This window comes from Micromonospora sp. LOL_025, assembly GCF_048060285.1.
In the GTDB taxonomy this organism is placed as follows: domain Bacteria; phylum Actinomycetota; class Actinomycetes; order Mycobacteriales; family Micromonosporaceae; genus Micromonospora.
In genome coordinates this window covers 114,246-128,324 of sequence record NZ_JBHMIR010000013.1, presented here as the reverse complement: position 1 = coordinate 128,324, position 14,079 = coordinate 114,246, and the positions used below count along the sequence as shown (strand labels likewise).

The 14,079-nt window shown below is 67.8% G+C and carries 8 protein-coding genes; 2 read left to right on the top strand and 6 right to left on the bottom strand.

Annotated elements, in window-relative coordinates; genetic code table 11:
• Window positions 1–398: 398 nt before the first annotated feature.
• The gene (locus ACFHW0_RS18130) at window positions 399–3,128 is read right to left on the bottom strand and encodes a zinc-ribbon domain-containing protein (RefSeq protein ID WP_416609166.1); all 2,730 of its coding nucleotides are present in this window, start codon (window positions 3,126–3,128) and stop codon (window positions 399–401) included.
• Between the two features lie 149 nt (window positions 3,129–3,277).
• Here ACFHW0_RS18130 and ACFHW0_RS18125 point away from each other — a divergent pair, with 149 nt between their 5' ends.
• On the top strand, window positions 3,278–7,927 hold the full coding sequence (locus ACFHW0_RS18125) for a sacsin N-terminal ATP-binding-like domain-containing protein (RefSeq protein ID WP_416609126.1): 4,650 nt from the start codon (window positions 3,278–3,280) through the stop codon (window positions 7,925–7,927).
• A gap of 260 nt (window positions 7,928–8,187) precedes the next feature.
• Here the strand turns inward: ACFHW0_RS18125 and ACFHW0_RS18120 are convergent, their stop codons facing one another.
• From ACFHW0_RS18120 to ACFHW0_RS18100, 5 genes are all read right to left on the bottom strand, one after another.
• The gene (locus tag ACFHW0_RS18120; protein WP_416609125.1) at window positions 8,188–9,144 is read right to left on the bottom strand and encodes a hypothetical protein; all 957 of its coding nucleotides are present in this window, start codon (window positions 9,142–9,144) and stop codon (window positions 8,188–8,190) included.
• On the bottom strand, window positions 9,132–10,295 hold the full coding sequence (locus ACFHW0_RS18115) for a hypothetical protein (RefSeq protein ID WP_416609123.1): 1,164 nt from the start codon (window positions 10,293–10,295) through the stop codon (window positions 9,132–9,134). The genes ACFHW0_RS18120 and ACFHW0_RS18115 overlap by 13 nt, the downstream gene beginning before the upstream one ends.
• A 6-nt stretch (window positions 10,296–10,301) precedes the next feature.
• On the bottom strand, window positions 10,302–11,573 hold the full coding sequence (locus ACFHW0_RS18110) for an HsdM family class I SAM-dependent methyltransferase (protein ID WP_416609120.1): 1,272 nt from the start codon (window positions 11,571–11,573) through the stop codon (window positions 10,302–10,304).
• A gap of 525 nt (window positions 11,574–12,098) precedes the next feature.
• Window positions 12,099–12,698 (bottom strand): endonuclease domain-containing protein, encoded by a 600-nt coding sequence (locus tag ACFHW0_RS18105; protein WP_416609118.1) that lies wholly within the window; start codon window positions 12,696–12,698, stop codon window positions 12,099–12,101.
• A gap of 150 nt (window positions 12,699–12,848) precedes the next feature.
• Window positions 12,849–13,730 (bottom strand): hypothetical protein, encoded by an 882-nt coding sequence (locus ACFHW0_RS18100; protein WP_416609115.1) that lies wholly within the window; start codon window positions 13,728–13,730, stop codon window positions 12,849–12,851.
• Window positions 13,731–13,907: 177 nt separating this feature from the next.
• Here ACFHW0_RS18100 and ACFHW0_RS18095 point away from each other — a divergent pair, with 177 nt between their 5' ends.
• Complete coding sequence (locus tag ACFHW0_RS18095) at window positions 13,908–14,033, top strand: hypothetical protein (protein WP_416609113.1); 126 nt, start codon at window positions 13,908–13,910, stop codon at window positions 14,031–14,033.
• The last annotated feature ends 46 nt before the right edge of the window (window positions 14,034–14,079 follow it).

Sequence of the window (14,079 nt, the reverse complement as noted above, 5' to 3'; positions counted from 1 at the left end):
GCCTTCCTCGCACTACGGCATCCAGACGGCACGTTGTCGCCGTCGCGGCGCTGCGTCCGCGTCACGACTGCTCCCGACCCGTCGCCACGCTGGTGGCTAACGCTGACCGCGGCGTATCCGCTCATGCCGCTCTGGGTGGGCTGGCGTTCATCGCCGCTGGTGACGCACGGTGCTGTATGGCTGCCGTTCCTGCTTCCGCATGCGACCTGCGGATCTTCCTACGCTCGTGTACCGGCTAGGGTCTCGACCCGCTGGCTGCCGGGCGGGTGGACATCGAGCGGTACGTGCGTGTTCTTGAGATCGAGGTACCGGACGGGGCGGGAGCAATTTCGTCAACCAGTGTTTGTAACCGGTTTCGGCATCGCACGGGTGCTGCGAAACTGCGCGACCGGCCGCCATCAGAACAGTAGAAGCGCATCGAACTGCAGCTTTTCGTCCTTGCTGGCGATGACGCTCCGCCTGCCGGTCCTCAGACCGCGGCACCCTCCGCAGCCCTGCCGCTGGATTCGGGCTGAGACCGTTGTCACCCATTCCGTCGATCCACAGCAGGGGCAGTGCCACCGGCAACGGTCGTGGGATCCTGGGCGGAGCCGATCTGGCCCCCGATCAGGATGGTCCAGGTTCGCCAGGAAGGTGCGCGCGATCTCGGGATGTAGGTCGGTCAGCGATCCACCGGGCGGCGGCTCTCGGCGGGACGCGGTGCGCCGGCGGATGCCACACGGCTGGCAACCGCGCCCGGAGGTGCGGCTTACGACCGGGGCCACCCACTCGTGTGCACAGTCGGGGCATCGCCAGAGCACGCGGATGGTCGACCCGCGGGCCAGGTCGAGCAGCTCGATGTCGCGGGCCTTTTCGACGTCGAGGATGCGCACGGCCTGGGTGAGCAGTTCGGGAGCGACGTCACGGACCCGGAGTTTGGCCCGGCTCAGGCGTGCCTGGTAGGAGTGTTCCCGCCGGGAGCATTTCGGGCAGCCGGTTTTGTTGCGGGTCCGGCTGACCACCTGGGTGCGCCAGACGTGCTGGCAGGTTCGGCACCGCCAGACGCACCGGTCCGCGGAGCCGGGAAGCAGCCACTGCGCGCCCATCTCCGGACGAGTCAGGTTCTCGACCAGTTCGCTCGCCAGCTCGGGAAGCACGGCGGCCAGGCTCTCGCTGGGTGGGGTGATCTGGAAAGCCTTCCACTCCTCGCGCGCTGCGGCGAGGCATGCGGCGATCCGGTCGGCGGACAGGGGCGGACACGGAACGGACTGCGTCTGCAGCCATTTTGCGAGGACCAGAAACCATTCCGTTGCGTCCTTGGTGCCCGCGACCACGGTCTCTCCTAAAACCGGCGGAGTGCCGGGCTGCCGAACCCGCACATAGCGCACACCCAGCTTGGCCATGACCTCCGATTTGCGCAGGTCCCGGGCGTGAGCGGCAGTGCCGGCGTGCCACTGGGCCGGGTCCAGGTCGATGTAGATCTCGGCTTTGGGCAGGAAGAGGTCAAGCCGCTCCGCCGAGCGCCGGCCGCCGTCGATGCGGACGTCAACTTCCACCTCCTCGCCCGTAGCGGCCGCCAGCAGGTGGGCGAGCTCCAGTTCGAGGAGGCTTCGGCCACGGCGGCGGCACCGGCCGCAGCCGTAGTCGGGCGATTTCGCGCGATCGCGCACGCGCGCCTCGAAGAGCGCACCGCACCGGCAGCGCCAAGAGCAGAGGGCGCCGGCTCGCGGGTACAGCGTCGCCGGTCCCTCCCCGGGCCAGGAGAGGTTCGCCACGAAGGACGAAGCGGCCTCCGGCATGAGCGTGGCGAGCGATTTCTTCTGAGGGGCGATCCGCTTGGCGGCGCCCAGAGCCAGGTACGCGCATGTGGCGCAGAGCAGCCGGGTTGCATGGGTGGCGACCGAGCGTTCGAAGTGCCGGGAACACTCTGGGCAGCGCCAGACGCAGATGTCGTTGGTCCCTGCGGTGAAGCTCTGCGGGCCCCGGCCAGGGTGGGACTTGTTGGCGACGAACGTGGCGGCCTGCTCGGGATGCGTGCTGCTGAACGAAGCGGCTTCACCAGGATCCCGCAGCAGCTCACCCGCTCGTCGGCGCCCGCAGGGCGGGCAGCCGCGGCCAGCGGTCCGATTCGTCACGGTGGACACCCACTCGTGCGCACAGTCGCCGCAGCGCCATAAGCACCGGTCGACCGAGCTCGGACGCAGAAGGGCGGGGCCGCGCTCGGGACGCCGCTGGTTGGCGACGAACTGGGCCGCGATCTCGGGGTACAGGTCAGCGAGCGATCGGCCGGGCCGCGGCGCGCCGACCATCAAGACGGCGCATCGAGGGCAGGGCCGGCCGGCGCCGACCACGTTCAACACCGTTTGCTCCCACTCGTGATCGCAGGCGCTGCACCGCCATCGGCACCGATCAGTCGCGGATTTCGGCATGGAGTCGGGGGTGCGTTGCGGATGGGTGAGGTTGCGGACAAACATGTCGGCGACCCTGGGGTGGGTGCTGCGCAATGGCGCTGTGGTACGCGGCCGACGGTTCGCGGCCCGGCACCGTGGGCAGACGCTTCCGGCGGCCCGGAGCCGAACTCTCGTGTGCCAGGCGTTGCCGCAGGCGCAGCGCCACCAGGCCACTTTGTCGGAGCGGACGCTCACCTCTGCCACCGGCGCCTGCTCAGCCGGGTCCTCCCAGCGCAGGAAAAACTCGACGATCTCCGGGCGCGCGTCGCCGACCCGGTTGGCCACTCGCCGGGAGTTGGCCTCGGAGCGGCGCTTGCTCGCGCACGGCTTGCAACCGCCGCCCCCGGACCGGGTCCGCCGGACGATCGGCCCCACCCAGCAGTGGCCGCAGGCCGAGCAGCGCCACCGCACCTCGGCCGAGGACTGGGCGCTGATGGTCTCGGGTGTGGCGGTGGGGTAGGTGATGCACTCTAGCCACTCCGCGGCCAGCTCCGGCATGACGTCCGCCAGGCTACGGCCGGGCTCCGGCGTCTCGGCCTTGCGCCGCAGACGGCTCCGGCAAGCCTTGCAACCGGGTGCCGCTCGCACCCGCACGGCGGCGGCCTGCCACCACTCGTGCTCACAGGTCGCGCACCTCCACCGCGCCTCACGGTTCGAGCCCCGGGGAAGGTCGCCCAAAGCCCCCGTCCAACCTTTCACCTCGAGCAGTTCCGGCAGGAGTTCCGGATGGGCGCTCGCCACCGTCTCCCGGGTCTTTGTAGCCACGCCGGCACCATCCCAGCCGAGTACGACACCCTTCCGATGCTTCAGCGGCTGACGCCGCCCCGCTGGCCCAGACTGATCACCGAGTGGAGCTCGCCTTCATCAACCTCACCTTGCGGGCGAGTTCGTCGCCAGATCGGACAAAGAACCCGAGCGAGGCTTGCCGTGCCATTGACGTGGTCATCCGTACCCGTAAGGCCCATCTCCTTGTCGGTACGGTGCGAGAGGATGAGGAGGCACCGCTGGACCAACGTGAATGGGGAGCGAATATGGCGAGTGAGCTGACGCCGCGCATCTTCGCTGCCCACGAAGCGTCCGAGGTGGCCCACCTCGTTGCCGATCATGACCCCGAGACGCCGCGCACGGCCGCTCTCCTGCCCGAGGACGAGTCGGCGGCCGACGCGGGCGTCATCGCGCTGGTTGAGCGCCTACACAGCCTGCCGAAGTCGATCCGGTCCGCCCTGAGGCGGGCGGGCGACAGTGCCGCCTACCTCAGCGATGACCGCCTTCAGGGGCTGGCTGAGCTCATTCAAAACGCGGACGACCTCGGCGCAACCGAGGCCACTATCGCGGTCGACAGCCTCGGTTCACGGCTGCTGTTCTCGCACAACGGCGCCGCACTCACCCTGCATGACGTCTGGGCTCTGGCCATCCCGTGGCTCAGCCTCAAGGCCGCCGACGAAGAGAAGCTCGGCCGATTCGGCATCGGGCTCAAGACGCTCCACTCGCTCTCGGACGTCCTCGAGGTCTACCAAGGCCACTTCCGCGTGCGGTTCGGTGCCGACACGATTCGGCCGCTGAACGAGCACATCGCCTGGCCGCGGGCCGACATTTCGTTGACTACGTTCGCTGTCCCCTTCCTCTCTGGCGCTATCGAGAGCGACGACGCCGCGAAGTGGCTCAGGCACTGGGATGACGCGGGCCTGGTCTTCCTCCGCCACCTCTCGACGGTCCGGCTGGTCGACGAGTCGGAGCGCGAGATTGTTCGAATGCAGCTTGAGTACGGCGCTGAGGACGCACTGGAGCTTCCCGGCGGTCGCACGTCTCGGCGCCGCGTCGCGGCCGCCGACGGCCGTCAGTGGCTGGTCTACAGCCGCAGTGCCGCTTCACCCGCCGAGGTGGAGCGGGTGGGGAAGGCGCAAGGCGCTCGTACACCACTGGCCTTCGCGTTCGCCTTACACGAAGGCGACACCGGGCACATCCACGTCGGCTTGCCAGTTCGGCCAATCGGCCTGCCCTTCCGCCTTCTCGCGCAGTTCGATCCCCAACCTTCTCGTCGCGACATCGCCGACACCGACTGGAACCTGGCTCTCGTCCCATTGCTCAGCGATCTCTGGCGCGACGCGGCGCTCGACGTCTTCCAACTGGCGCCGGCGCAGGGCTGGGCGATCGTCCCGACGACGGCCGAGTTCGAGGCAGACGAACGAACCACCGGTCGGCTCGGGGCCTGCCTCAAGGAGCATCTACTACGCCGGGCTCGCATCGAGTTCGCTGCAACCCTGACCCTCACCCACGCAGGGACCACGCACAGGCTGGACGAACTCGCCTACGAGGCGGCCGAACTCACTGCGGTCCTCTCGCCCGAGGATGTTCGCTTGGTGTCAGGACAGCCAGGCGTGCTGGCCCAGTCGGCGCGATCGAGTGACGACCGCTGGCGCGAGGTACTTGACGACCTTCGTGCCGTAGGAACCACTACGCCGACATTCGTGAGGGTTGAGGACGCGAGCGTCCTGCTGGATGACGGTCAGAGATCGCCACAGTTCGTCGCCGATCTGCTGGCAGTCGCGGTCGAAGCGGGCCTTGGCACCGCCCTCGATTCACGAGCTTGTCTGGTCCTTGACAGCGGCGTCCGCGTGCCACCAGCGAGTCGCAAGGGCCTGGCGGTCCTGCTCCCGGCGGAGCCCGATGCGGTGTGGGAGCTGCTGGGAATCGGGGCACGGCTACACCCGGCGTTCATGGGTCGGCCGCACTGGGCCGTGATCCGCGACTGGCTCCAGGAGAGGAAGTGGCTGCGGTCTTCGGCGACGAGTGCGGACGCGCTGTTCGTCCTGGCCGGCGCTGGCAAGGCGGGAACCGCGCTGGAACGGCCCTTGACCGATGCGCAGGTCGACGGGCTTCGTCGGGCACTCGAAGCGATCCCAGAGGCCGAGCGCCCAGCCCTCGGCGCTGGCCTTGGCCGGGCGGTGAAGGTCGATGCTGTCGTGCACGACGCGAATGGTCAGCGGCAGGGCACCCATGCCCGTCCGTGCGATGCCTACTTTATCGAGCGCGAGGTCAACACCTGGATCGTGGCTGCCGGGAAGACGCCGGGCCTGATCTGGATTGACCGGCGCTACTCGGACAAGATCCGGACCGACGGCGGCCGTGATGGCATCGGCGCCCAGCGCTTGTTCCGCCTGCTCGGTGCAGAGGTAGCGCCACGCATCAAGAGCCACCCGGCCAACCAATGGCGGTATGCGAACTACAGCCCCGGCGTACCTGCCTCGGCTACCGGGTCACCGGCACGCCGTCGCGAGGCACTGCGGCAGCTGCAGGCGACCTACACCCTTGAGGACTGGATCGCACCGGACCTCGATGCGGTCCTGAAGAGCATTGCGACGGAGAAGGACCCACGCCAACGGCGCCGGCGAGCGGGCGCTGTGCTCGGCGCCCTCGCGCGGGCCTGGGATCGTCTGCGCGAACACTCGCGCGTCATAGCGGCCACGCCCTACTACGGTTGGGAGAACCAGGGCGTGGTCGATGCCTGGTGGATCAACAGCGCCGCCTCAATCGCGTGGCTGCCGTCCGAGAAAGGCAGGGCGACGGCGCCCGAACAGCTCCGAATCAAGAGCTCGGCGACCATGGCGCTCTACGGTGACGACCCGGAGCGGTACCTGAGCCCGGCCCTCGACAACGAGGCCTACCGCGAAATTCTCGCTCGCCTCGGCGTCGCCTGCGATCCGGCCGTGACCGAACTGATCCAGAAGCTCGAGGAAGTACGCGCCGAGACCAACTCGACGCCCAAGACCGCTGAGGACCTCGCGGCACCGCTCTACCAGGCGCTCGCTGCCCAGGTCCGCGGCCAGCGACTCGGCGGGCAGCCGGCAATCGCAGCCCGGAACGCCTTCGGTCGCGGCGACGGCCTGATCGCAACCCGGGCCGGCTGGCGCCGACCGAGCGTGGTGCTTGCTGGTCCTCCAATCTTCGGCGACATGCGCGACTTCGTGCCATCAGTCTCGGGCACTGACGCGCTCTGGGCGCTGCTTGCCATCCAACGACCAACCGCTCAGGACGCGCGCGGCGTACTTGGCGAACTTGCCCGCAAGAAGTCGCTGAAGCCCGATGAAAAGCTGATCATGCTCGAAGCACTTCGATTGCTAATCGGAGTGCCTGAGAGCGAACTGGCCAAGTTTAGGAAGGCGGCTGTCTGGGTCGGTGATCGGTGGGAGCGAAAGCGACCGGTCTACGCGACGCGCAATGCGCTGATCGCTCAGGTGCTCAAGGGCCGAGTGCCGATCTGGAGCCCCGGCGGGTCACTGGCCCAGCTTGATCCGCTGGTTGACGCATACAAGCTGGCGCGACTCGACGCTCCCCACGGGCAGGTGCTCGACCCGGACGGTGCGACCTACCAGGCTGAACTCACGCAGGTCTTCTCCCGCGCTGTCGCCAATCTCCGGGCCGACCTTGCGCTGAGCGACCCCAAGGCTGAGCAGAGCCTGCACGTCTCGTGGGGCGAGCTGGAGGCAGTCAGCATCAAGCAGTCGCCTCGGCTCCGGGTCCGGTTGGTCGAGCCAACCTACGGCCTCGACGAAACCGTCGAGCTTGACACCTGGCTCGACCTACCCGCCGGCGTATTCTACGTCGCTGACGAAGGGGCGATTGGCTCCCCGAGTTCGGGTGCCTACGCCATCGCATCCGTCTTCGACGGCGACGCCCGTCGCATCGCTCACGACTGGGTAGCCGCCTGGTCGGTCGCCCTCGAAGGGCACCGCGAGGAAGAAGTCACGACGGCGGCGCGCTTGGACGCCGAGCGTAAGAAGGAACGCGACGAGCGCAGTGAGGAACTCCTGCGGGAGTTGGCCGAGCAGGGCAAGAACCGACGCTCGAAAAGCAAGGGCGCTTCAGACGCCAAGGGCAGCAAGGCGGCTACCGCGACCAAGGCTACCGAGGCCAAGCCGAAGACGACCAGACAGTTGGTCGACCCCGACAGCCTGAAGCTGAAGAACGAGGACGGCGAGATCATCGGTGGGGCGCCTGCCGGAGACGGTGAACCCACTGGCAAAAGGTCGACGACGTCGTCCGGTAAGCCTCGCGACCCCGACGCCTCAAACCCTAAAAAGCCATCGGTGGATGGCGGACGAGGTCCCAAGAATTACACCGAGTTCGAGCGCGAATCTGCCGGGCTAGCGTTGGTACGGCGTGTGCTCGGCGGCGACGAGGAACAGATTGTCGACATCCGGCACCAGCGCAACGTCGGCGCTGACGCGATCGACGATCTGAAGAACTTCTTCGAGCTCAAGGTCTATGCCGGGCAGATCCCCGAGACAATCTCGCTGACCAGCTCCGAGTTCCGCCGTGCGCAGGAGACCGAGCAGTTCTTCCTCGTCGTGGTCGGAAACGTTGAGGAAGGCGGCAAGGCCCCGGAGGTCCGGATCATCACGGATCCGCTCAACCACCTCAGCGTACTTCCGCAGGGCTCCGTTAACCTGGGAGGCATCCGCGACGCCAAGGCGCTGCGCTTCACGTTCGAGTCGTGATGGACGGGTGAGAAGCACCGAGGCCGCGAACCAACGGCAGCTTCGTTGCGGCGTGATCGCGGCCGTAGAGGAGTAAGCGCAAGTCGTAGGCAGATACCCGACCTCGCCTACTCTCATAGCCGCTGACCGGGCACCCCGGCGTGCTAGAGGCATGTACAGGTTGTCTGGGCGCACGCCCCGAAGTGACCTGAATGGCGGGCCGTCAGCATACCCTCACCGAGCGGTGAGATGGATCCGCCGCGTCCGCCAGAATCCGCCTGTCAGTCCCACTTGGTCTTCACGTCGTATTGCAGGTACTCCCACGGGTCGTTGGTGCGCAGACTGGGCGGGACGGCCTCCTGGAGCTCGAGCGAGACCTCCTGACAGGTGAACTGCGTGATCCCGAGAACCGTTGGGTAAATCTCATACCAGGTACGCACCTGAGCCGCGTGGTCCTCGAACGTCGTGGTGGAGTCCTCGCTTGATTTGACGTGCGTGAGAATGTTCCGCCGGCTGACCCAGTTCATCCAGTTGCCGCGGAGGCGGTCCCACACATGGGGCGGCGCTTGCGGCTTGGCCTCGACCATAAGTAGGTCGATGGAATACTGGAGGCCACGCTTTCGCCCGCCCAAGGCCGGTTCGGGGGCGGGCCGGAGAGCCTCGGCGAGGCCACCGGTCCGCACGTAGAGCGCGGTGCCTGCCAGCTCCGGCCAGGGCTCGGGGATGTCCTGAAGGTGTAGAACCTGCTCAACAAGTCCCTTATAGGCCGCTCTGATGTGCGGGTCCGCCGGATACCAGGCCAGCACCATCGGCAGTGCCGGATCGAGCGTGCCGGCCACCATGCCGAGCGTCCACCCGCGAATGATTGGTGAGAGTGACTGGGGACGAACGTCCAGCTGGGGTGCATCGGTGTCCATGCGCCGCTGGACCGCGTCTACCAGATTTGAGGAGAGCTCATCGGAGAACCCGGTGTTCCGGAGGCCGGCGAGCAGCCAGGTGGCGAGTACGGAGTGCTCCACGGGCAAGGCCAAGTCATCGGCGGTCTCCGTCTCGAGCGAGGGCGCATCGAAGCACCACTTGGCGTCGTAGTCCTGTGCCCGGGCCTCGAGCCACTCCAGGTCGCATCCGATCTCCCCGAGGCGTTCGCCGAGCTCGCCGCCAAGGTCGCCGTTCGCTAACAGCAGGTAATAGAGCTCGGCGAAAACCAGCGGCGAGAGCTGGCAGGTCAGCTCTCCCACAGGAGCAGCTCCAGACGCTGGGCCAGCGGAAGGACGACTGCCGGCGCTTCGACCGGCTCCAGAGCCGCCGCGGGCACCGGGATGCGCCCAAGGTCGGTCGCAGAAATCGACGGGACCGTCGCCCCGACGGTGAACACCTGTCGCACCCGGTACGCATCCTGCCCGTTGAGGTAGTGCGCCAACGCGGGGCCGAACGAGGGATTTCGCAGCCGGAGTACCAGGACGTTGGTGTCAGCGACCGCACGAGCATCGGCAATGCGAGCGTGCGGCAGATTCCCGAGGGCCGCCACCAGGAGATCGCCCGGCTGCGCGACGGTCGCGTTCCCCTGGTCCTCCGGCACCCACCGACGTGGAGCCTTTCCGCCAAGCATCGAAACGTCGGCGACGGGCAAGTAGCCTGGTGCCTCCTCCTCAATAGCGAGCCCGCGGGTGTTCCTGCCGTGCACGATCTCGCCGCAAAAGTTGGCCAGCGGCTCGCCTGCGGTCAGGATCGACGGGTCTGGCGTCGCGAGCGCGATGCGCCAATCGGTCGTGCGCAGATCCGTCGTCTGCCACCAGGTCTCGACCGCCTCTTCCTCATCGACGTGGGTCGAGTCCTCGACGGCACGGAGGGGGCCGTTGACCCGGCGCAATCGTTCGACTGGCGGGACTGGGACGATGGCATCAAGAAGCGACGACGGTTCGACAGCAGCGATGGCGGCACCCTGCGAAAGACTTGCCCGCAGGCGACGCCCGCTCTCGCTGCTCAGCACGCCCCAGAGCCACAAGCCGAGTTCCGAGTCGAGCGGACGCAGTGCTGTGAAGCGCGCGGAAACTAGTGCGCCGCGGAGGTGTTCAGAGACCAGCACGGCCGGGCCCAGGCCGACGCGAGGCACCAACACGTCTCCGGCACGTAGCTCGGCACCGACCTGGAAGACCGAGCCCTGGTACTTCCTGCTTCGTCGCCGGATGCCGCCGCTCTCGGCGTCAAGGCTCGCAGGGGTCACCACCGGTGATCCGGAGGCCGCAAATGACCGGGGGGCGAGACGGGTCGCGACGTCGCAGAGCGGAACCGCCCGATCAGAGGTGGGCCAGCGGAACGCCTCGGCGGTGAGGCGACCGGGCTCCCAGCTCCGCTCGAGCCGCAAATCGAGAACCACACTGGTGAACATGGCGATCTACTCGCCGTCCAAGTGCTCAAGCGCCGCGTTCATGGCCGCGCCAGTCTCAAAAAGCTGAGCCGCCCAGTCCTCGCCAAGCTGGGCGACAAACGTCTCCCCTGGCTCGGCACGGTCGATCACCAGCAGCACAACGCGGATGATGGTGCCCTCGAGCGCACCCGCCGGGAGGCCGATCAAGGCACCGACGCGGTACTCGCTCGCAAGGTATCGGCGATACGACTCCAGCGACTGGCTGAAGGTGATGTTGTTGGGCAGCAGGAACACCGCGCGACCACCGGGGCGCAGCTTGCGCAGGCACAGGTCGATCGCAGCAACCTCAAAATCGCGCGCGGGCACCCCTGTCAGCAAGGTCCACGGCTGCTGAAGGCGTCCGAATGGCGGGGCCGTCACGATGATGTCCGCCTCGGGGAGCTTCATGTTGTAGGAGTCACCAGTGGTGATCCTGGCCCGCGCCGGCGCAGTCCGAGCGATCTGCTCGGCAAGCTCGGCCAGCTGAGTGTTGATCTCCTGCCCAACAAATTCGACCGGGCCATCCAGTTCCCGTGCGCGATCCATCGCGGCCCAGAGAAAGTTGCCTGTACCGCAGAAGGGATCAAGGACTGTGCCGCCGAGCTTCTTGCCTGTGAGGCTACCGACAGCGTCGGCGATCACCGGAGCGGTCGTGTGCTCGCCGGGGTGTGGCGCCCTCAGCGCGAACGACGCGAGTGCTCGGCGCCGAGCCTTCCAAAGCACGTCGTGACGGACCGGAAGGAAATCGCCGCTGGCGGTTTCGATCCCGGGCACCGGTGTCTGCGCCAGCAAGTCGGCCGGCGGGAAGAAGAAGCCGACGGGATGACCCTTGTCGCGGGCCTTCTCCGCCTCGAACCACAGACGATCCATTAAGAGTGAGGTGGCCAGTGAAGGATCCGTCAGGAACCCAAAGTCACCGTAGGCGGGATTTACCGGACCATCCACCGGATCCATCGAACGCATACTGCGGTCGGCACGGAACCACTGGCCGTTGATAACCCCATAGTGCTCCACCGTGCCGAGCAGCTCACGCCACTTGCGCAGCTGTGAGAGCATCACCGCCGGCTTGATGTTTGCGCCGTTCTTAACCTCAACAGCGAGCCACGGGACGAGGTCGCCGTCAGCGTTCGCGGCGTACGCGAGAGCGTCAAGGCGGCGGTTCGAGTAACGGTCGATCTTGGGATCGAGCTGGACCAGCCGATAGCCAGCAGCCTGCAGCTTGGCGCGGATGTCGGTACGACCTCCCCGTTCCTTAGCCATCCGATCCCCCTCCTCCCGGCTCAAGCAAGCCGGGGATCGTATCACGGCACATCTGCCGCTCGGCAACGGAGATCATGGGGGCTGAGTTCCGCCTTGGGGAGTCCATCACGCACATGCGACGCAACCTCGGCCCGTCGGAGGGTGATGGCGCCTAACGAGGAGATAACCGAACACCTCGGCTACGGGAAACACGATCGGGCTGGCGCCGGCGGGGCAGCATCCGCGACAGGATCCGGTCGAAGACGGTGCTGACCGATACGACCGGCTCGTGGATAGGTCGGGGTCCTCGGACACCTGTTCGACTGGCATGGCGAGCATCGGCGCGACCGGCCGGCGCAGCACCGGGTCCGCGGCCGCGCTGGCCCGGCGCCGGGCCGGACTCACCGCCCGCCGAGTGTGAACACTCCTCACCTCCGCATCGTGGGGAAGAGGCGACCGGGTAGGAGCGAAGATCCGCGACAACGAATGTCCCGGTCAGCCAGGTGGGGATAGCGGAGGCGGCTCACAGGTCGTCGTCGGCAAAGGTCAACCCGAGGCGCGGGCTCTCGCTTGCTGCCGCGCGGATCGCCGGATGATCTCGTCCCACACCGGTTCACCGGCGGCGATCGCCGCAGCGATCCATCCACCCGCTCCCTTGGGATCACCGGTGCAGTGGTAGCAGCCGCAGTCCATCCCAGCTCTGATTCGCCGGTCTCGGTGGATGCGCCCCTTGGTGACGAACCGGTCCATCTCCCACGGCTCAACGCCGGCGTAGGTCAGGTAAGCGCGGGCAGATTCGATCCACGTCCTCGGCCGCAGCATCGCGTTGCCGTGGAGCTCGACCAGGCCGAGGAACCCGTTGCAGCCGGCACACAACAGTCCCCGTACGCACCGGCCGCACGAATCACGGCCCGAGCAGCACAAGTGATCATGGTCAACTGGAAGGGGCACCAACCCGACCGGGTGGCGCCACGCCGACGTGCCGCAGACTCCGCACCCGCCGCCCTGCGCCCGCAGCAACTCCCGATACCGAGCCGCAGTGATGCGGTGCCGCTGCAGCGCCTTCTTCGGGGTGTCTAGGCAGCACACATCGAAGGTGCTGTGAGGGGCAACCAACCCGAGTAGACGGGCGTCGACAAGGGCCACACGCCGGATTCTGGCAGTGGAGGTGGCAGCCCCGCCGTTCGGCGCGTAGCTGCGCGCCGACGTCCGGCACGTCGTACGCGGCCCGCTTGCCGCGGGTAAAAGGGGGGCGCCCCGCACAGGACGCCCCCGGGTCAACTCAGCCTGACGCTGCTACGGCGTCCGGCGGCGAAGGCGGAACGCCGCGGCGAGGCCGAGCGCCGAGCCCACCAGCAGGCCGGCCAGCCCGCCGATGACCAGGCCGTCGCCTGAACCGAGCTCGGAGGAGTGGGCCACCGGGTCCAGGACGGGGTCGGTAGTCGTCGTGGTGGGATCAGGCGCCGGAGGGCGGGTGGTGGCCGGCGCCGGGGTAGTCGGCACCGGAGACGGGCTAGTGGGCGCCGGCGGCGAGGGCGTGCTGGACGGCGTCGCCGTGGGGGGCGCATTGCAGAGCGGGGGCTCGTTGACCAGCCGAACGTAGCCGTACCCTGCGATCTCCAGCTTCCAGCGGTCGGTCGGCTTCACCCAGTCCTCGGTGATGAACGTGTTCCCGGGGAGGGCGGTGCCGGTCAGCTCCTCGCCGCGCTGCTTCACCAGCCGGTACGACCGTGCCTGTTCCGTCGCGTTCTTAATCCGCAGCGTCACCTGATACGGGCTGGGTCGGCAGTCGACGATCAGGTTGAAGTTGGCCGCTTCGGTGCCGCAGGCCGTCACCGCGTCGCGGGTCACGGAGGCGGAGGCGACGACAACGCCGCCGACGAGCACCTGGACGTCGTACCCGCCGAGGGTCTCCCGGACGACGCTTCCGCCGGCCGGGACGGTGAACATCGGGGGGAAGCCGGTGTCGTTGGTGATGGTGGCTTCGATGTCGGCCGTCGTGTTGTTGGTGATCTTCCAATACACCCAGTCCCGGCCGTAGGCGGGCTCGTAGCAGGGGGACGACGCCGTCACATCCCCAGCGGCCTCGGCCTGCGCCTGGGCCGGGGCTGCGGCGACGCCGGCGAGGGCCAACACCAGGGCCGCGCCGGCGAGAACTCTGAACAGGATCTGCCTCACGTCTGCTCCTCGGAGACTGAGGGATGACCCGGACCGTCCGGGTCCGCGTGCGAACCGCTACATAGCGGTGTGGGGTCGACTCGACGCGCAGGGTATGCGTGAGGTCGGACAGTATCGCTACGCGGAACCTGGCGCCTTCAGGGCTCGAGCCAATCGGGCTGGGCGGGCTCCAGCCCGTTGGCCGCCCGGGGCACCCGCAGGGTCTCCTCGTCGTTCCTCAACGCCGCATGGGAGCGAATCGACCGCTACCAGGTGGCGAGGTTCATCCGCCGGCTGGCCAAGGCCGCCGGCGTCGCGGACTGAAAGAAGATCGGTCCGCACAGCTGCCGCCATGCCTGGAACACCATCG